The following is an 18,800-nucleotide window of genomic DNA, read 5'->3' on the forward strand; positions in this document are numbered from 1 at the left end:
CAATCCCTGCGCGGCCGTCTTGTCATCTCGGCTTGAGCCCGATCACTCAACCTCTTCGAGCACCTCTTTGAGCGTGCCGACCAGCTGGTCGATCTGCTCTTTCGAGATGATCAGCGGCGGGCTCATCGCGATGATGTCGCCGGTCGTGCGGATCAGGATGCCTTTCTCATAGGCCTTCAGGAAGGCCGAGAAGGCGCGCTTCGTGGGTTCGCCCGCGATCGGCTCCAGCTCGACCGCACCGATCAGGCCCTCGTTGCGGATGTCGATCACGTTGCGCACGCCCTTGAGCGAATGCAGCGCATCTTCCCAATAGGGAGCGAGCTCGGCGGCCCGCTCGAACAGCCCCTCTTCGCGATACGTCTCGATCGTCGCAATCCCGGCTGCGGCGGCGATCGGGTTGCCCGAATAGGTGTAGCCATGGAACAGCTCGATCATATGCTCGGGGCCGTTCATGAAGGCGTCGTGGACCTCGGCCGTCGTCAATACCGCGCCCATCGGGATTACGCCGTTGGTCAGGCCCTTTGCGGTCGTGATCATGTCCGGCACGACGCCGTATTTCTCGGCAGCGAAGGCCGCGCCCGTGCGCCCGAAGCCAGTGATCACCTCGTCGAAGATCAGCAGGATGCCGTGCTTCTTGGTGATGTCGCGCAGCTTCTGCAGGTAGCCCTTCGGCGGCAGCAGCACGCCGGTCGAGCCCGCCACCGGCTCCACGATGACGGCAGCGATGGTCTCGGCGCCATGCAGCGCGATGATCCGCTCGAGGTCGTCGGCCAGATGCGCGCCATGCTCGGGGCAGCCCTTCGACCAACGGTTCTCCTCGGGCAGATGGGTGTGCGGCAGGTGATCGACCCCCGGCACGAGCGGACCGAAGGTCTTGCGGTTGGTGACGATGCCGCCCACCGAGATACCGCCGAAGTTCACGCCGTGATAGCCGCGCTCGCGCCCGATCAGGCGCGTGCGAGCCCCGTCGCCGCGCGCACGGTGATAGCCGATGGCGAGTTTCAGCGCGGTCTCGACCGATTCCGAGCCGGAGTTGGTGTAGAACACATGCGCCATCTCGTCGGGCGCAATGTCGAGGATGCGGTTCGCAAGCTCGAACGCAATCGGGTGGCCCATCTGGAAGGCGGGCGCGTAATCGAGCTCGGCCGCCTGTTTCTGGATCGCCTCGGTGATCTTCGGGCGGCAATGGCCCGCGTTGCAGCACCACAGGCCTGCCGTGCCGTCGAGCACCTGGCGCCCGTCGGAGGTGGTGTAATGCATATCCTTCGCGCCCACGAACATGCGCGGGTTCTTCTTGAACTGGCGGTTCGCCGTGAAAGGCATCCAGAAAGCGTTGAGATCATTGGGGGACTTGCGGTCGAGCGCCATGGGAAAACTCCGGTCGGAAGGCCGGGTCGGAACGCGGCCGGGATGTCTAGTTTGACCGAACGGTCAGACTCACGCTAGCACAGCTTGGGAACCAGTCAAGCGGCCTTCACCTGGCGTTTATAGCGCGCTCTCCTGCCTGTAGCGATTGATCCTGCAGTCACGCTTCGGTTAACGTAAACGACGCATTGGGAGACGAATACTTGGCAGACGACCTCGAACCGCGCGACTTCACCGGCGACGACGACGGCAAGCGCCCGCTGACCCGGATTCAGAAGGTCAATCGCGGCAAGATTCTCGAGGCGGCGCTGGACGTGTTTTCCGCGCATGGCTTCCGGGGTGCGACGCTCGACCAGATCGCGGCGGAAGCGGGGCTGAGCAAGCCGAACGTGCTCTATTACTTTCCCTCCAAGGAGGCGATCCACGAGGCACTTCTGGAAGGGCTTCTCGATATCTGGCTCGCGCCGCTGCGCGCGATCTCCGCCGAGGGCGAGCCGCGTGAGGAAATCATGCGCTACATGCGTCGCAAGCTCGAGATGAGCCGCGAAATGCCGCGCGAAAGTCGACTGTTCGCCAACGAGGTGCTGCAGGGCGCACCGCGTATGGGCGCGGAATTATCCACCGATCTCAAGACCTTGGTGGACGAGAAGGCGCGGATCATCGAAGGCTGGATCGCTGAGGGCCGCCTCGCGCCCGTCGATCCGCACCACCTGATCTTCTCGATCTGGGCGCTCACCCAGCATTACGCGGATTTCGACACGCAGGTGCGCGCGGTCCTCGGCCCGGGCAAGGAGCCGCTGGAAGGGGCCGCCCCCTTCCTAGACTTGCTCTTCGCGCGGCTTCTGGCGCCCTGAGCGGTTAAGCCTTCCGCAACCATTTCCGAAGTTTCCGCCGGATCTTAACGGTCTGGTAACACCCTCGACGCAGTTTGAGCATGCGTGGGGGCGCAAGAAAATGGAGCTCGGAATGGACCGGATTTCGGGGTTGATGCCTCAGATCGGGTGGTCGCCTCTATTGACGGTCGCGGCCCCGAAAACAGCGCCTGCCAGCAAGGTGGAGGCGCCTGCGGATGCGGCCAATACGAACGGCGGCCTCGGCGCAAACGTAGACACCCAGACGTCGCAGGATCGCGCGAAGCAAGTGCGGGCCCTGGAGGCGCGCGCGGCGCGCAGCGCAGATGCGTCGAAAGACAAAGGCCAGGATCGGGGCACGGAGGATTTGAACCAATCATCCCGCGCAATTGGCATGAGCGATGGGGGCGCGCGTCCCGATCCCGACGCCTTGACCGGCCCGATCCCGACCTTCGAGGTCACGCCGCTCGAAGCGCAGGCGGCAGCACTCTGGGCGGCACCGGATCTTATGCCAACCCCGGAGGGCCCTGAGCCTGAGCCGGTACGGATTGTCACCGCCCCGCTCGCCGACACATCGACGGTGAAGAAAGAGGCCGAAACCTACCACGCTGCCGAGATCCATCCGGAGACTGCGCCACAGACGGCGGAGAAAAAAGACGCGCCGCCCGATACTCGGAACAGCGCGCCTCAGGAGGGTTGGTCTCAGGTGCCCCCGCAGGTCGCGCCGAACCTCGACGTGACCCGCTAAGCCCCTGCCCTTATTCGGCTGCGGTCGCGGCGGAGGGGTTGTTGGGATGGCTCGTCCAGTTGGCATAATCGCCGACCGTCTCGCCAGTGCGTGGATCCACCTCACCCTTGTCCATCTTGCGCATCGTGATGCACTCAACCGGGCAGACCTCGACGCAGAGGTTGCAGGCCACGCATTCCTCGTCCTTGACCGAATAGACACGGTCGTCGGACACCGCGATCGCCTGGTGCGAGGTGTCCTCGCAGGCGGCATAGCAGCGACCGCATTTGATGCAATCTTCCTGATTGATCTCTGCCTTGGTGACGTAGTTGAGATTGAGATACTGCCAATCGGTCACATTCGGGACCGCGCGGCCCACCAATTCGGAGGTCGAGGTAAAGCCCTTGCGATCCATGTATTCCGACAGGCCGGAGATCATCTCCTGCACGACTTTGAAGCCGTAGGTCATCGCCGCCGTGCAGACCTGCACGTTGCCAGCCCCGAGCGCCATGAACTCTGCCGCATCGCGCCAGGTGGTCACGCCACCGATGCCCGAGATCGGCAGACCGGCCGTATCGGGATTGCGTGCGATCTCGGCCACCATGTTCAGCGCGATCGGCTTCACCGCCGGACCGCAATAGCCGCCATGGGTGCCTTTGCCGTCAATGGTCGGCTCCGGCGCGAAGTCGTCCAGATCGACCGAGGTGATCGAATTGATCGTATTGATCAGCGAGACCGCATCGGCCCCACCGCGCTTCGCGGCTTCCGCCGGGCGCCGGATATCGGTGATGTTCGGCGTGAGCTTCACGATCACTGGCAGGCTGCAATATTGCTTACACCAGCGGGTGACCATCTCGATATATTCGGGGACCTGACCGACAGCCGACCCCATGCCGCGCTCGGCCATGCCATGCGGGCAACCGAAGTTCAGCTCGATCCCGTCGGCGCCGGTTTCCTCGACCAGCGGCAGGATCGCCTTCCAGCTTTCCTCGTCGCAGGGCACCATCAGCGAGACGATGATCGCGCGGTCCGGGTAGTCCTGCTTCACCGCCTTGATTTCGCGCAGGTTTGTCTGCAGCGGACGGTCGGTGATCAGCTCGATATTGTTGAGACCGAGCAGACGACGATCCGCGCCATAGATCGCGCCGTAGCGCGGGCCGTTCACGTTGACCACGGGAGGCCCTTCCGAGCCCAGCGTCTTCCAGACGACCCCGCCCCAACCGGCTTCGAAGGCACGGCGGACATTGTATTCCTTGTCCGTCGGCGGCGCGGAAGCGAGCCAGAACGGATTGGGGGATTTGATACCGATGAATTCAGAAGTCAGATCGGCCATCTCTTAGCCCTCCATCAGGAATTGGTGGATTTCTTCAGCTGCATCGCGCCCCTGCGCGACCGCCGTCACGGTCAGGTCTTCGCCGGCATGGGTGCAATCGCCCCCCGCCCAGACCCGTTCGACCGAGGTGCGGCCCGCGCCGTCCACCTTGATCTTTCCGCCCGCGACCTCGACTTTCGGAGGCATGTCGCCCAGCGTCTGACCGATCGCCTTGAAGACCTGATCGGCGGGCAGTTTGAAGGTCGCGTCGGTCATCTCGAGACCGTCGGGGCCCTTCTTCGTATAGGCGAACTCGACCTGACGCACCGCGCCATTGCCGTGGATGGCGATGGGGGCGGCGTTCTCGATGATGTTCACGCCATGGGTCAGCGCGTGCTCCTGCTCGACCGTGCTGGCGGGCATCTCGGCGCGCGAACGACGGTAGACGAGGGTCACGTTGAGCGCACCCAGCAGCTTCGACTGCACTGCGGCGTCGACCGCCGTCATGCCGCCGCCGATCACGACCACATCGTGCCCGATCGGCAGTTCGGCCAAATCGGAGGCCTGACGCAACTCCGCGATGAACTCGGTCGCGGGGCGGATACCGTCCTTGTCTTCGCCATCGAGGCGTAGCGCGTTCACGCCTGACAGGCCCATCCCGAGGAAAACAGCGTCGAAATCGCCCAGCAGCTCGGCCAGATCGCCGTCACCGGCGCGGCCCAATTGCCAGTTTTCGACCACGGTGATGCCGCCGATCTGCAGCAGCCAGTCAACTTCCGCCTGCGCGAACCCGCCCGGCGTCTTGTAGCTTGCGATACCGTATTCATTGAGGCCGCCTGGCTTCGAGCGCGCGTCATAGACGGTGACCTCGTGGCCCTTCATCGCGAGGCGGTGCGCACAGGCGAGACCTGCGGGCCCGGCGCCCACGACGGCGACCGATTTGCCCGTGCTCGCGGCGCGAGTGTAGGGGTGGCTTTGCTTGGCCATCAGCGTATCGGTCGCGTAGCGCTGCAGCGCGCCGATCTCGACCGGCTCGCCCTCCGACTCCATACGAACGCAGGACCCTTCGCAGAGATTTTCCGTCGGGCAGACGCGGGCGCACATACCGCCCATGATGTTCTGATCGAAGATCGTCTTCGCTGCGGCTTCCGGTGTTCCGGTCGAGATTTGCCGGATGAACAGAGGGATGTCGATCGCGGTCGGGCACGCCTCCATGCATGGCGCATCATAGCAGAAATAACAGCGATCGGCCGCGATGCGGGCCTCTTGCGCCCCAAGTGGCGGCGCGTGATCGGCGAAATTGGTGCAGTAGCTTTCCGGGTCGAGCCGTGCTGGCGCGATCCCTTCGGTGAGCTGGCTATTGGACACTTGCGGGCTCCCTGTCAGTTTTTCTTGTTCCCTACGCTCGCACAGGATTGAATTTTATCAAGTGGTAAAATATGCCGCAGCGCGGCGGGCCGCCAATTTCCCGCCCGATTGCCCGGTTGTTGAGCAGTTTCTACCCCACACATGCTCAAATACCGGGCAATCACGAGATCGCGACCCCCTGACAACCGGACGGCCGATGCGCCTTTTCACCGCGCGTTACCTCGCGTATAACCGCCCTCAGCATCAAAGAGCCCCGCAGAATGGGCTCCATTTCAAAGCACCCTTCGAGGACCGCATGACCAAAAATACCCGTGACAACGACGTGGCCTTCATTCAGGCCCTTGCCGAACTGCTCAATGCGAACGAGCTGACCGAAATCGCCGTGACCCGCGATTACGCGCAAGATGACAGCCTGAAAGTGCGGGTGTCGAAACAGACCAATATCGTGCACGCTGCCGCCCCTGCCCCCGCAGCGGCCCCCGCTCCGGCACCCGTTGCTGCCCCGGCTGCCCACCCCGCGGCCGCAGAGCAATCCGCGCCTGTCGAAGACCCCGCCGATCACCCCGGCGCCGTGGCCTCGCCCATGGTAGGCACCGCCTATCTCTCGCCCGAGCCGGGCGCATCGGCCTTCGTGAAGGTCGGCGACCAGGTCAAGGAAGGCCAGACGCTGATGATCGTCGAGGCGATGAAAACCATGAACCATATCCCCGCCCCGAAGTCGGGCACCGTGAAGCGCATCCTCGTCGATGACGGTCAGCCGGTCGAATACGGCTCGACCCTGATGATCGTCGAATAAGGGGGCCGGTATGTTCGACAAGATCCTGATCGCCAACCGGGGCGAGATCGCGCTGCGCGTGATCCGTGCCTGCCGCGAGATGGGGATCGCCTCGGTCGCGGTCCATTCGACGGCGGATTCGGACGCGATGCATGTGCGCATGGCCGATGAATCGGTCTGCATCGGCCCGAACTCCTCGAGCCAATCCTACCTTTCGGTGCCCGCCATCGTCGCGGCCTGCGAAATCACCGGCGCTCAGGCGATCCACCCGGGCTACGGGTTCCTGTCCGAGAATGCCGCCTTCGTGCAGGTGCTCGAGGATCACGGCATTACCTTCATCGGCCCGTCCGCCGCCCATATTCGCATCATGGGCGACAAGATCACCGCGAAGGAAACCGCGAAAAATCTTGGCATTCCGGTCGTACCGGGCTCGGCGGGCGGTGTTCCCGATACCGAATCCGCGAAGCAGATCGCGGCCGATATGGGTTATCCGGTCATCATCAAGGCCACCGCCGGCGGCGGCGGTCGCGGGATGAAGGTCGCGAGGTCCGAAGAAGAACTTGAGGTCGCGTTCCGCACCGCGCGTTCCGAGGCGAAAGCCGCCTTCGGCAATGACGAAGTCTATATCGAGAAATACCTTCAGAAGCCGCGCCATATCGAAGTGCAGGTCTTCGGCGACGGCAAGGGCCGCGGCGTCCATCTGGGCGAGCGCGACTGCTCCCTCCAGCGCCGCCACCAGAAGGTGCTCGAAGAGGCCCCCGGCCCGTCGATCACGCCAGAAGAGCGCGCCCGCATCGGCAGCATCTGCGCCAACGCGATCGGCGAAATGGGCTATTCCGGCGCCGGCACGATCGAGTTCCTCTACGAGGATGGCGAGTTCTACTTCATCGAGATGAACACCCGCCTTCAAGTCGAACACCCGGTGACCGAGGCGATCTTCGGCGTCGATCTCGTGCGTCAGCAGATCAAGGTTGCCGCCGGCGAGCCGATGGAGTTCGATCAGGACAAGCTGTCGATCCGCGGTCACGCGATCGAAGTACGGATCAACGCCGAGAAGCTGCCGAACTTCGCTCCCTGCCCCGGCAAGATCACCCATTACCACGCGCCGGGCGGCCTTGGCGTGCGGATGGATAGCGCGCTTTATGACGGCTATTCGATCCCGCCCTATTACGACAGCCTCATCGCGAAGCTGATCGTGCATGGCCGCGACCGCCACGAGGCGCTGCAGCGCCTGCATCGCGCGCTTGGCGAGCTGATCGTGGACGGGGTGGATACGACAGTTCCGTTGTTCAACGCGCTCCTGCAAGAGCCAGACATCCAGAGCGGCAACTACTCGATCCACTGGCTCGAGAAATGGCTCGAGAAAAACCTCTGAGCGGGTCGACATTGACGAAAACGCCCCCGGTTTCGGGGGCGTTTTTCATTTCGGGGTCAGCAGGCAGGTGCCGCGCTTTTTCTCTTTATCCTTGGGGCGATAGTAATCGCCGATATGGCTGCGTTGGCCTTGTCCGATCTGCTCCCAGTCGAGCCAATGGCAGTCGTAATCGAGCACATCTGCCATTGCGGTCATCGCCGGGAAGGATGGAATTCCGATCAACGCTTTCTCCTGCCCGTCGATCTGCGGGATCGAGTTCAGCTCGTTATCGGTGCGCTCGCGCATCAGCAGAATGATCGGCCCCGGGCGCTGTGCGAATTCGCTGTCCACGATCACCAGTTCGGGCCCAAGCTGGCGCACCAGCTGGAACAACCGGAAATGGTCCATGACGTGGTAGAGAATGCCGAGAACACCGACCACGTCGAAGCGCTCGCCCGCGTCGATCAGCTTCTGCATTCCGTCGAAGATGTCGTCGCAGATCAGCTTCACCTTCTCGCGCAGATGCGCGCGGGGGAACTGCTCGAAGCGGTCGATCAGCTCCTGCCGCCCTTCGATTCCCACCACTTCCGAGGCTCCCGCAGCGGCGAAGGCATAGGCCCAGCGACCATCATGCGCCGCCAGATCGAGCACACGCTTGCCCGCGATCTCCTGCTCGAGCGGCTTGATGATCATCTTGTGGCGCAGGTTCATCCGCTCCACCGTACCGGGATCTTCGGCATATCGATCGATCTCGGGGAGGAAATCGTAGAAACCCATATTTGCGCTCGGCCCCGCTCTGGTTCATCTTGTTGGCGAGCCTAGGCGTAACGGGAAAACCGGGCAAGACAATGACGGACAGACTGAGCGCGGAACTACTTCTCGCGGGATATGCGCAGGGCATCTTCCCGATGGCTGAAAGCCGCGACAATCCGCAGCTTCACTGGTTCGACCCAGCCTTGCGCGGGATCGTCCCCTTGGACAAATTCCACATTTCGCGCTCTCTCGCGAAAGTCATCCGGCGCGGGGATTACAGTATTTCGACAAATGCCGCGTTTCGCGGCGTGGTCGAAGGCTGTGCCGACCGCGACGAGACATGGATCAACGGACCGCTCTTCGCGCTCTACGATCAGCTCCACGCCGCAGGCTTCGCGCATAGCCTGGAGGTCTGGCAGGATGGGAGACTCGCGGGTGGCATCTTCGGGATCACCCTTGGCGGAGCGTTCTTCGGAGAGAGCATGTTCTCGCGCCGTCCCAATGCCTCGAAAGTGGCGCTCGCCTACCTGGTGGACCGGCTGCGTCAGACGGGGTTCAGCTTGCTCGATACGCAATACATCACGCCGCATCTGGCTTCGATGGGCGCGGTCGAGGTGACCCGGAACGAATATCGCGCGCGGCTCGCGCAGGCGCTGCCCCGAGAGTGCGACTTCACCTCAGGCGCGATCCCCGCGCCTCAGTCACTTTTGCATCGGATGACCCAGACGTCGTAACGCGGGTGATCGAGTGCCGAGAGCGCCGGGCTCGAAGCAATCATCCAGCCTGCGAAATCGGGCTGCGGCTTGTCCTCTTCGGTTACCGTCACATAGGCATAGGCATCGGAGGACGGATCGTCGGCCGGGTAGCGGCATTCGCGTAGCGTTACCGTGATGAACCCGTATTTCACGCTCTGCCCGACATTCAGATTGATGTCCGAGGCGATGCCCGACACCTTGTCGAGCCCGCGCAGCATCGCGCCCGTACCGTCAGCCAGCCCTTTCGCGGGCTCATCCTGCGGGATCTGGTCGTCCGGCGTCGTTTGCGTGAAGTCCTGTGCGACAGCGAGCCCTGGAACGAGTGCTGCGATCAAAACCAAAGCGCGGATCATTGCGCCCCCTCCCCTGCGCCGTCACCACTGCCGCCACCTGCGAATTTCAGCATCAGGTTCAGCATCGAGACCGCGCTCTGCGTGTCGAGAATTTCATCACCCGGCTTGAGATCGTCGATCGCTCCGCCAGGGATCAGTTCGATATAGTTCGCGCCCAAGAGACCGTCTTGCGTCACCGCGATCACCGTATCCTCGGGCAGCGCGACGCCCTTCTTCACCGAGATCGTGGTGTCGGCGAAGAACGTCTTGGGGTTCAGCGCGACATCCGTCACCGTCCCAACCTTCACGCCCGCAAGTCGCACATCGGTGCCGGGCACGACGCCCCCGATCGACCGGAAGGAGGCATGCAGCGGATAGGAACCGCCATCGGCCCCGATTCCCATGCCACGCCCCGCCCAGAGCAAAAAGCCCAGTGCCACGACCAGCACGATCGCGCCGGCAATGATCTCGGTGCGGTTTTCGCTCATAGCGCGGTGGCCTTACTCGGGCTGCCAAGCCTCGTAATCGCGGCGCTCGACCGGGTGCGCGAGGCGAATCGACCCCGGCGGCACATAGGCCGCTTCGGTGCCGGTGTGGTTCTGCTCATGCGGCTTTTCCCATGGCTTATGGGCCAGCGGCTTGTCGGTCGGCGGCTCGTCATAGGTGAAGTGGATCCAGCCATGCCAGTCCGGAGGAATACGGCTCGCTTCGCTCTCGCCGTTATAGATCACCCAGCGGCGCTTGGCGTCCTTGGTGCGGTAATAGATGTTGCCTTGCTCGTCCTCGCCAACTTTCACGCCCTTGCGCGCGGTGAAAAGCTGCGTGCCGACGGTCGAGCCGTTCCACCAGGTGAGAATTCGAAGCAGAAACTTCATGGGGCAACCTCCGCAATGCGTCCCGCCTGTTATATCCGCTGGGGCGTCGAGGTCCAGTACCCGTGCGGGCTCAAGGCGCCTGCGAAGCGGAATTTGCCTGCGGAATCTGCCCGCGGCGAAGGATTTTCATCGCCGGACGCTCGACCCAGTGCCACGACAGCATCGCGAGCGCGACGGTGATCGGCGTTGCGAGGGCGATATTGGAAAGCGGGCCCATCTCGCCCAAGAGCGCCACGACCATCCCCTGCACAGGGAAAGCGTAGATATAGATACCGTAGGAGTAGTCGCCCACCCGATTGAACTCGCGCAACCTTCCCGAAGGCAGCCCCGCCAGCCAGAGCGTTGCGTAGGAGACAGCGAGTGCCATCGACGGATACGCCAGAGGGCCGTGCATACTGATAGCCGCCAGAACCGCGAGGGGAAGGGCGACCACCGGCGAGGCCGGGATGCGCGCACGCATCAGGTAGGCCCCCATGCCGAGGAAAAAGGGCAGCCCCGGATACCAGAGCGAGCGAAGCGCATAGGCTCCGGGAAAATCGAATGCGGGGGCTTGGCTGAGGCCCGCTAGACCTACTAGAACCGCGGTCATCAGCAGGAGCGGCTTGCGCATCAAGCCAAGCACGCCGAGCAGCGCGACGACCACGTAGAGCCGTATCTCGACCGGTAGCGTCCACAGCGAGCCCTGAACCGTCGGATAGGGATTGCCCTCGAAAACACCAGGCAGATGGTAATCGAGCCGGACGAGACTCACATTGCCGAGCCACGCCAGCCATGTCTCGACCGAGGCGAGGTAGTCGGCCGGGGACAGTCGGCTGAAAATCGGCCCGATGACGAAGGTGACCAGCGAGATCGAGACGATCAACCCGGGGTAAATCCGCGCCACGCGGGCGCGGACATAGCGCCATGGGCTGCTAGAACGCTCGAAGCTCGCCGAGATCAGGAAGCCCGAAATCGCGAAGAACACGAAGACCGCAAGCGCACCGAGGCTGAAGCCGGTCGCGGCCTCGAGCGGTTCCAGCGCTCCCGGTCCGAGGCTGATCGGCCAAGCATGCGACACGAGCACGCAGGACGCTGCGATCAGGCGGATCAGGTTGAGATTGTTGTTCTGCCCCGCTGCGAGCGGCGCAAAGCTCTGCCTCATGTCCTTGCCCTTCTGCGAGGGGAATGCGCCAAGGACTAGCGCAAACCCTTCCGCACGAGAAGAATCAAGTCGCAAAACAAAGGGGCGAACCGAAGCTCGCCCCTTGCTGAATCGTTGCTTACGTCGCGATCAGCTCGCCGATTTGCCTTCCTTCTTGGCTTCGGCATAGATCAGCAGCGGTTTTGCGTCGCTCTGGGTCACGGCCTCTTCGTTGACCACGACCTCTTCGACCTCTTCCATGCCCGGCAGTTCGAACATCGTGTCGAGCAGGATGTCTTCCATGATCGACCGCAGGCCGCGCGCACCTGTCTTCCGCTCGATTGCCTTCTTGGCGATGGCGGTCAGCGCATCGTCGGTAAAGGTCAGCGACACACCCTCGATCTCGAAGAGACGCTGGTACTGCTTCACCAGCGCGTTTTTCGGCTCGGTCAGGATGGTCACCAGCGCCTCGGCGTCGAGATCGGTCAGCGTCGCGATGACCGGCAGACGACCGACGAATTCCGGGATCAGGCCGAATTTCAGCAGATCCTCGGGCTCGAGCTCCTTGAACAGCTCGCCGATATTGCGGTCTTCGCTATCCTTTACGTCCGCGCCGAAGCCCATCGCCGAGCCCTTGCCCCGCTGCGCGATGATCCGGTCGAGACCCGCGAAGGCGCCGCCGCAGATGAACAGGATGTTCGTCGTGTCGACCTGCAGGAATTCCTGCTGCGGATGCTTGCGCCCGCCCTGCGGCGGCACGGAGGCCACGGTGCCCTCCATGATCTTCAGCAACGCTTGCTGCACACCCTCGCCCGACACGTCGCGCGTTATCGACGGGTTGTCCGACTTGCGGGTGATCTTGTCGACCTCGTCGATATAGACGATGCCGCGCTGCGCCCGCTCGACGTTGTATTCCGACGCCTGCAGCAGCTTGAGGATGATATTCTCGACATCCTCGCCCACATAACCGGCTTCGGTCAGGGTCGTCGCGTCGGCCATCGTGAAGGGCACATCAAGGATGCGCGCCAGCGTCTGGGCGAGAAGTGTCTTGCCGCAGCCCGTCGGGCCGATCAGCAGGATGTTCGACTTCGCCAGTTCGATGTCGGTCTTCGTGCCGTGGTTGAGACGCTTGTAGTGGTTGTGCACCGCGACCGAGAGCACGCGCTTGGCATGTTCCTGACCGATCACGTAATCGTCGAGCACCTGGCAGATATCGCGCGGGGTCGGCACGCCTTCGGTGGATTTCAGCCCGGCCGATTTCGTCTCCTCGCGGATGATGTCCATGCACAGCTCGACGCATTCGTCGCAAATGAACACGGTCGGACCCGCGATCAGCTTGCGGACCTCATGCTGGCTTTTGCCGCAGAACGAGCAATAAAGCGTGTTCTTGCTGTCGGAGCCGTTCGAGTTCGCCATCTCTTACCTCTGCTGCCCGGGCCGCCCCGGGCTTCGTGAATTGGCCTGTCCCTTCAAGACTAGGACAGGCCAACCGTCACCTCAATGTCAAAATCGTCCCGAAGTTAAGCGGGAGGATCACTTTTCTCCGTCGTCGCTGACCCGGCTTTCAAGGATCTCGTCGATCAGGCCCCACTCCTTCGCGGCCTCGGCGGACATGAAGTTGTCGCGCTCGAGCGCGGCTTCGACGGTCTCGTAGTCGTTGCCGGTATGCTTGACGTAGATTTCGTTCAGGCGACGCTTGAGCTTCTCGGTCTCGCGGGCGTGGATCATGATGTCGGTCGCCTGCCCCTGGTAGCCGCCCGAGGGCTGGTGGACCATGACGCGGCTGTTGGGCAGCGAGAAGCGCATCCCCTTTTCGCCCGCGGTCAGCAGCAGCGAGCCCATCGAGGCCGCCTGCCCGATTACCAGCGTCGAGACCTTGGGTTTGATGTATTGCATCGTGTCGTAGATCGACAGACCGCTCGTCACCACGCCGCCCGGCGAGTTGATGTACATCGCGATCTCTTTCTTCGGGTTCTCGGCCTCGAGGAACAGAAGCTGCGCGCAGATCAGCGTCGACATGCCGTCATGGACGGGGCCCGACAGGAAGATGATGCGCTCCTTCAGCAGGCGCGAGTAGATGTCGTAGGCACGCTCGCCGCGTGAGGTCTGCTCGACCACCATCGGCACCAGCGTGTTCATGTAAAACTCGTGGGGATCTTTCATCTCGGCCCTTCCTGGTCGTTCGACGCTCTTCATAGCGTGTGATCTTTACGGAAGTCTTAGTGACCGCATCGGGGACCTTCAAGGGCACTGACTGCGGGGAAAATGCGCTTGCGGCGCAAATGCTGACCTGCAGCAGGTCCGCGTTAAGGGCATCGAAAGGGGATGGACGTAGCGTGTCCGCGATTTTGCGGGAATGCCCCCGTGTGGAAAAAAGAGGCGGAGATGTCCAAATCCGAGGCTGGCGCAAGCGCCTGGCACACCGTGATGGTCAAATTGCTGGCCCTGATCGCGATCGTCGGCATCATGTTCGCGGCGCTGATGACGTTGCTCACGATCAATTCGAACCATCGCCGCGCCAACGAGGCCGCGAGGACGCAGCTCGACCAGATCCTGCCTATGCTCGGTGATTCGGTAACGGATGCGCTGATCACGGGACGGATCGCAGACGCGTCTCATGAGGTCAAAGCGGTCCTCGCGGGCTCCGACGGCGCCGGTCAGTCCGCGCTGGTGCTCAACTTGCGCGGCGACGTTCTGGCTAAGGCGGGCGAGGCCGACCCAGCCTTGGTCACGCTTGCGCAAAACGCGATTGAGGCGCAGGACCTGAAGAAATCGGCAGACGGGCTGAGCGAAGCAATTCCCCTGCGCATTTCCCCGCAAGACGACCCGCTCGCCGTGCTCGCACTGCGGTGGAGCCCGGCACCCGCCATCGCGCGCGCTGCCGAGGACATGATACGCAACCTCGCTTTCACGGCCTTGATTTTTGTGGGCATTCTCGGCGGCGCGATGCTCGGCGTACGCTGGCTTATCGCGCGCCCGCTCACCCGCGTGACGCAGGCGATGCGCTCCGTAGTCGCGGGGCAGCTCGATGCCGAAATCCCCGCCACCAAGCGCCACGACGAAATCGGCGCGATCGCCCGCGCGCTGCAAACCTTCGCGTCCGAGCTTGCGATCGCCGAATCGCGCAACCGCGCAGCGCGGGTCCACAGCGCCGCACTCGAAAGCGCCTCGGTCGCGATCATTCTCACCGGCAACGATCACGTCATCACCTTCGCCAACGAGGCCGCTTCGGATCTGCTGCGCCCCTTCGCGCCAGAAATCCGATCCTACAACCCGAGTTTCGACCCCGATAAGCTTGTCGGAACCCGCGCGGACCAGATTTTGCCAGCGGGGACGACCGCGGCCGCAGCGCTCGACGGCGGGGCACGCGACACCCTCACCCTCGAAGGCCGAATGCGCGCCGGATCGCTTCGCTGCCTCGTCAGCCCCGTGACCGACGAGGCGGGCGAAAAGATCGGCCATGTCTCGCAATGGCGCAACACCACGGAAGAACGGCGCAATGCCTCGCTGATCTCTGCGATCGACGCCAACCTCCTGCGCGTGGACCTACGCCCCGATGTAACGATCGACACGCTCAATCACGCGTTTGCCGAAGTCTACGGCGCGCCCCGCGAAGATATGGCCGGGATGTCCGTAGCCGGCCAGATTACCTTCGAGGGCACGCCGGTCTGCGAAATTCTCCGGCGCGATCCGCAGCCATTCGCGGGTATGCTGATGCTGCGCTGTGCCGACGGCCGCCAGGCCTGGCTCGAAGGCTCGGTCAACCCGATCCTCGATTCGGACGGCACGATGGTCATGTTCACCGTGCTCGCGAGCGACCGCACCCAGCAGCATTTGGAGGCTGACGCCCGCCGGAAAGAACGCGACGCGATGCAAGCCGCCCAACAACACATTGTCGAGACCCTGAAATCGGCCTTGGCCGGGCTCTCCGCCGGGGATCTCATGGCCGAGATCACCGCTGAATTCGAAGGCGATTCCAAGACATTGCGTGACGACTTCAACAGCGCGATCAGCGATTTGCGCGACGCGATGCGAAAGGTGCTCGACAACGCCGGATCGATCCGCACTGAGGCGCGGCAAATTTCGTCAAACTCCGATGACATGGCGCGGCGCACCGAACGGCAGGCCGCCACGCTCGAGGAGACCGCCGCCGCGCTCAACGAGATCACCGCCTCGGTCGAGGCGGCCGCCCAGGCCGCCGGCCGCGCGAATGACCTTGTCGAGACCGCCCGGCGCAGCGCGGAAGAAAGCGGCCAAGTCGTTTCCGAAGCCGTGCAGGCGATGTCGGAAATCGAACAAAGCTCGGAGCAGATCAGCCGGATCACCAGCGTCATCGACGAGATCGCCTTTCAGACCAACCTGCTCGCTCTGAACGCCGGGGTGGAGGCGGCGCGCGCTGGCGAAGCCGGACGAGGCTTCGCGGTCGTCGCGTCGGAAGTGCGTGCGCTCGCGCAGCGCTCCTCTGACGCTGCACGCGAGATCGCCGAGTTGATCGCGAACTCCTCAGCACAGGTGAAACGCGGCGTCGGCTTGGTGGGCCAAGCGGGCGATGCGCTCGGGGGCATCCAGTCCTCCGTTTCCGATCTTCTCGCCTATGTCGCGGACAGCGCGAATGCTACGCAGGAGCAAAGCGCGGGCCTGACGGAAATCAATTCCGCCGTCACGCAGCTCGATCAGGTTACCCAGCACAACGCCGCCATGTTCGAAGAGGCCCTCGCCGCTAGCCAGGTCCTCGAACGCGAGGCCGTGGAACTCGGCGAGGCGATGGGACAATTCAAACTTGGCGAGTCATCGGGTGCCAGCGCCAGTCGTGTCGACTCTGCGGACAAACCTGCTGTGGCGACGCGACGTGCGCCCGAGAAATCGGAGCGCATTGCCTCTGCGCCGCCGAAATCGGCCCCGCGCGATGCTGCTTCGCCTATCAGCGTGTCAGGCAATACTGCCTTGGCTTTGCCGCCGCCGCCTACGGATGACGATTGGGAGGATTTCTAGCTCATCACTATGATCCCTGAACCCGCCGATATGCGGCAGCGATCACGACGCGTCGGGATGGGGAACCGCGATCTCGGCCTCGGCCCGATCCGTTGGACCTGCCGCTTGCGTCCCGGCCTCGCCCGCTCGGAACCAAGCCCGGATGGCGGCGCGCTCCTGCGGCTCCATATAGCTCAAATTCGCAGGCGGCATCGCGTCGGTCAGCCCGGCTTGCACGTAGATTTGCCGCGCGGCGGCGGCGATTTCGCGGGGCGTCTCGAGCTTGATATTCTTGGGCGCATGGCCAATCCCTTCATAGCCGGGCTCGCTCGCATGACACATCGAACAGCGCCCCATTACGATACCGCTCACTTCGTCGAAGCCGGGCGCCGCCGCGAAGCGCTGCTCGAAAGGCGTCAACATGGCGCTGTCCTCGGTGTCCGCCCCGGCATCCGCCTTCGGGATAGAGGACAGCCATACGATCGCAATAAACAACGCCGCGGTGGCGCCCCAGGTCCACCACGGCTTACCCTTATGGGCGTGGTGCGTGTTGAAGAAGTGCCGGATCGTCACCCCCATCAGGAACACCAGGGAGGCGATAAGCCAGTTATAGGCGCTCGCGAAAGCCAGCGGATAATGGTTCGACAACATCAGGAAGATGACCGGCAGCGTCAGGTAATTGTTATGGGTCGAACGCTGCTTGGCGATCTTGCCGTATTTCGGATCGGGCGTGCGCCCCGCCACGAGGTCGGCCACTACGATCTTCTGGTTCGGAATGATGATCAGGAACACGTTTGCGGTCATGATCGTCGCGGTGAAGGCCCCCAGATGCAGCAGCGCCGCGCGGCCCGAGAAGACCTGCGTATAGCCCCAGGCCATCGCGACGAGAATGACGTAGAGGCCGAGCATGAGCCGGGTATTGTTTTCGCCGAAGCGCGATTTGCAGATCAGGTCGTAAAGGAGCCAGCCGAGCGCGAGCGAGCCGATCGAGATCAGAATTGCCCCCCAGACCGGCAGCTCCATCACCCGCGGATCAATCAGATAGAACTGCGCCTGCGTCCAGTAGAGCACCACCAGCATCGCGAAGCCCGAAAGCCACGTCATGTAGCTTTCCCATTTGAACCAGGTCAGACGGTCGGGCATCTGCGCCGGGGCCACGAGATATTTCTGGATGTGGTAGAAGCCGCCGCCATGGACCTGCCACGCCGCCCCATGCACCCCTTCAGGCGCGTTGGGTTCGGGCACCAGCCCCAGATCGAGCGCGATGAAATAGAAGGACGACCCGATCCACGCAATCGCGGTGATCACGTGCAGCCAGCGCACCGCGAACTGCACCCATTCCAGAAAAAAAGTGTAATCCATCCGTCGTCCCTCGTTTTGCGCCCAGAGTTTCCGAAGCCACGGCCGAGCGCAAGCGATGGCGCGGCGGAACCGCCGGATTTTTGTCCGGATGCTCAAATCACGAGCAGATGGACGCCCCGGGCTCAGCTGCCGCGATAGGTCGAGTAGCCGTAGGGCGAGAGCAGCAGCGGCACGTGGTAATGCGCCCCGGCATCATTCATCCCGAAGCGGATCGGAATATCGTCGAGAAACAGCGGCTCTTCCGCTCCCTGCCCGCTCGCCCGCAGATAATCCCCCGCAGCGAAGACCAGTTCGAACTGCCCGGTGCGAAACCGCTCCGCCGGCAGGATCGGCGAGTCGGTGCGCCCGTCGGCATTCGTCACCATCTCGGCCAGCACCTCACGATCGTCTCCGTTGAGAGCGAAGAGCGTGATCTTGAGCCCGTCCGCCGGGCATCCCCGCGCCGTGTCGAGCACATGGGTGGTCAGATATCCTGCCATCGCGTTCTCCTTCGCCAATCGTCGTCACCGCGACCACTATGCTTTCGGGTGAAACAAACCGCAAGATATCGTGCGCTCACCGGAAGTTGCTTGGTATTTCACACCCTTATGGTTGATCACCGCACAGCTGCCTCTAGGTGACATAACAGGTTCACGTAGCCGTCACATCGATGTCACGTCGGAAGGCGATGGGCAGCGCAGCAAAGAGCGGAAGGATCCTATGGCCCATAAATTGCAGTCTGCCATTTTCCGGACTGTTTCCGCATCGCTTCTCTGCGCAGGCGCCGGGTGCCTGCCTCTCCCCGCCGATCCACCGGAGATGTGACATGAGCCGATCGCGCCATCACAACAAGCACCACTACCGCAGCCTCTTCCTCTCGGATTTTCACCTTGGCTCGCGC

At 63.1% G+C, this 18,800-nt stretch carries 18 protein-coding genes; 6 read left to right on the top strand and 12 right to left on the bottom strand.

The annotated features are described in order from the left end of the window. Positions 1 to 42: 42 nt before the first annotated feature. A complete protein-coding gene (locus B6V73_RS18925) occupies positions 43 to 1,368 on the bottom strand; it encodes an aspartate aminotransferase family protein (RefSeq protein WP_088718966.1) in 1,326 nt (441 codons plus the stop codon). A gap of 200 nt (positions 1,369 to 1,568) precedes the next feature. On the opposite strand from B6V73_RS18925, the gene B6V73_RS18930 reads away from it, so the two are divergent. Then, positions 1,569 to 2,219, top strand: coding sequence for a TetR family transcriptional regulator C-terminal domain-containing protein (locus tag B6V73_RS18930; protein WP_199224627.1), 651 nt, complete (start codon positions 1,569 to 1,571; stop codon positions 2,217 to 2,219). 112 nt (positions 2,220 to 2,331) lie between these two features. Next, positions 2,332 to 2,964 (top strand): hypothetical protein, encoded by a 633-nt coding sequence (locus tag B6V73_RS18935; protein WP_088726134.1) that lies wholly within the window; start codon positions 2,332 to 2,334, stop codon positions 2,962 to 2,964. Between the two features lie 10 nt (positions 2,965 to 2,974). Here B6V73_RS18935 and preA read toward each other — a convergent pair whose 3' ends face one another. Together preA and B6V73_RS18945 are read right to left on the bottom strand one after the other, a co-directional pair. After that, positions 2,975 to 4,276, bottom strand: coding sequence for an NAD-dependent dihydropyrimidine dehydrogenase subunit PreA (preA, locus tag B6V73_RS18940; RefSeq protein ID WP_075774367.1), 1,302 nt, complete (start codon positions 4,274 to 4,276; stop codon positions 2,975 to 2,977). Positions 4,277 to 4,279: 3 nt separating this feature from the next. Then, a complete protein-coding gene (locus tag B6V73_RS18945; protein WP_088726135.1) occupies positions 4,280 to 5,623 on the bottom strand; it encodes an NAD(P)-dependent oxidoreductase in 1,344 nt (447 codons plus the stop codon). A gap of 295 nt (positions 5,624 to 5,918) precedes the next feature. Here B6V73_RS18945 and accB point away from each other — a divergent pair, with 295 nt between their 5' ends. Together accB and accC are read left to right on the top strand one after the other, a co-directional pair. Continuing rightward, positions 5,919 to 6,419, top strand: a complete 501-nt coding sequence (gene accB / locus B6V73_RS18950) for an acetyl-CoA carboxylase biotin carboxyl carrier protein (RefSeq protein WP_075774721.1) — start codon at positions 5,919 to 5,921, stop codon at positions 6,417 to 6,419. A gap of 10 nt (positions 6,420 to 6,429) precedes the next feature. Beyond that, positions 6,430 to 7,773, top strand: a complete 1,344-nt coding sequence (gene accC, locus B6V73_RS18955) for an acetyl-CoA carboxylase biotin carboxylase subunit (protein ID WP_075774365.1) — start codon at positions 6,430 to 6,432, stop codon at positions 7,771 to 7,773. A 45-nt stretch (positions 7,774 to 7,818) separates the two neighbouring features. On the opposite strand, the gene B6V73_RS18960 is transcribed toward accC, so the two are convergent. Continuing rightward, positions 7,819 to 8,529, bottom strand: coding sequence for a class I SAM-dependent methyltransferase (locus B6V73_RS18960; RefSeq protein ID WP_075774364.1), 711 nt, complete (start codon positions 8,527 to 8,529; stop codon positions 7,819 to 7,821). A gap of 71 nt (positions 8,530 to 8,600) precedes the next feature. Here B6V73_RS18960 and aat point away from each other — a divergent pair, with 71 nt between their 5' ends. Further along, positions 8,601 to 9,239 carry a leucyl/phenylalanyl-tRNA--protein transferase gene (aat, locus tag B6V73_RS18965; RefSeq protein ID WP_088726136.1) on the top strand — a complete coding sequence of 213 codons (639 nt, stop codon included), beginning with the start codon at positions 8,601 to 8,603 and terminating at the stop codon, positions 9,237 to 9,239. Here the strand turns inward: aat and B6V73_RS18970 are convergent. The 6 genes from B6V73_RS18970 to B6V73_RS18995 all read right to left on the bottom strand — a co-directional run bounded on the left by B6V73_RS18970 (position 9,203) and on the right by B6V73_RS18995 (position 13,750). Continuing rightward, positions 9,203 to 9,613: a DUF2155 domain-containing protein gene (locus tag B6V73_RS18970; RefSeq protein WP_075774362.1), complete on the bottom strand. Its 411-nt coding sequence runs from the start codon at positions 9,611 to 9,613 to the stop codon at positions 9,203 to 9,205. The genes aat and B6V73_RS18970 overlap by 37 nt on opposite strands. Beyond that, positions 9,610 to 10,080 carry an outer membrane lipid asymmetry maintenance protein MlaD gene (mlaD, locus tag B6V73_RS18975; protein WP_088726137.1) on the bottom strand — a complete coding sequence of 157 codons (471 nt, stop codon included), beginning with the start codon at positions 10,078 to 10,080 and terminating at the stop codon, positions 9,610 to 9,612. The genes B6V73_RS18970 and mlaD overlap by 4 nt, the downstream gene beginning before the upstream one ends. 12 nt (positions 10,081 to 10,092) lie before the next feature. Further along, entirely contained in the window at positions 10,093 to 10,467 is a 375-nt protein-coding gene (locus B6V73_RS18980; protein ID WP_075774360.1) for an NADH:ubiquinone oxidoreductase subunit NDUFA12, read from the bottom strand. 70 nt (positions 10,468 to 10,537) lie between these two features. Continuing rightward, on the bottom strand, positions 10,538 to 11,608 hold the full coding sequence (locus tag B6V73_RS18985; RefSeq protein WP_088726138.1) for an acyltransferase: 1,071 nt from the start codon (positions 11,606 to 11,608) through the stop codon (positions 10,538 to 10,540). Between the two features lie 129 nt (positions 11,609 to 11,737). Then, positions 11,738 to 13,003: an ATP-dependent Clp protease ATP-binding subunit ClpX gene (gene clpX / locus B6V73_RS18990; RefSeq protein WP_075774358.1), complete on the bottom strand. Its 1,266-nt coding sequence runs from the start codon at positions 13,001 to 13,003 to the stop codon at positions 11,738 to 11,740. Between the two features lie 117 nt (positions 13,004 to 13,120). Next, positions 13,121 to 13,750, bottom strand: coding sequence for an ATP-dependent Clp protease proteolytic subunit (locus B6V73_RS18995; RefSeq protein ID WP_075774357.1), 630 nt, complete (start codon positions 13,748 to 13,750; stop codon positions 13,121 to 13,123). Positions 13,751 to 13,972: 222 nt separating this feature from the next. Here B6V73_RS18995 and B6V73_RS19000 point away from each other — a divergent pair, with 222 nt between their 5' ends. Continuing rightward, positions 13,973 to 16,579 carry a methyl-accepting chemotaxis protein gene (locus tag B6V73_RS19000; protein ID WP_168174939.1) on the top strand — a complete coding sequence of 869 codons (2,607 nt, stop codon included), beginning with the start codon at positions 13,973 to 13,975 and terminating at the stop codon, positions 16,577 to 16,579. A gap of 42 nt (positions 16,580 to 16,621) precedes the next feature. Here the strand turns inward: B6V73_RS19000 and B6V73_RS19005 are convergent, their stop codons facing one another. Beyond that, positions 16,622 to 17,920 carry a urate hydroxylase PuuD gene (locus tag B6V73_RS19005; RefSeq protein WP_088726140.1) on the bottom strand — a complete coding sequence of 433 codons (1,299 nt, stop codon included), beginning with the start codon at positions 17,918 to 17,920 and terminating at the stop codon, positions 16,622 to 16,624. A 122-nt stretch (positions 17,921 to 18,042) separates the two neighbouring features. Further along, positions 18,043 to 18,399 (bottom strand): hydroxyisourate hydrolase, encoded by a 357-nt coding sequence (uraH, locus tag B6V73_RS19010; protein ID WP_075774354.1) that lies wholly within the window; start codon positions 18,397 to 18,399, stop codon positions 18,043 to 18,045. Between the last annotated feature and the right edge of the window lie 401 nt (positions 18,400 to 18,800).

The sequence above is a fragment of the Thioclava sp. JM3 genome (assembly GCF_002213185.1).
GTDB classification, from domain to species: Bacteria; Pseudomonadota; Alphaproteobacteria; order Rhodobacterales; family Rhodobacteraceae; genus Thioclava; species Thioclava nitratireducens.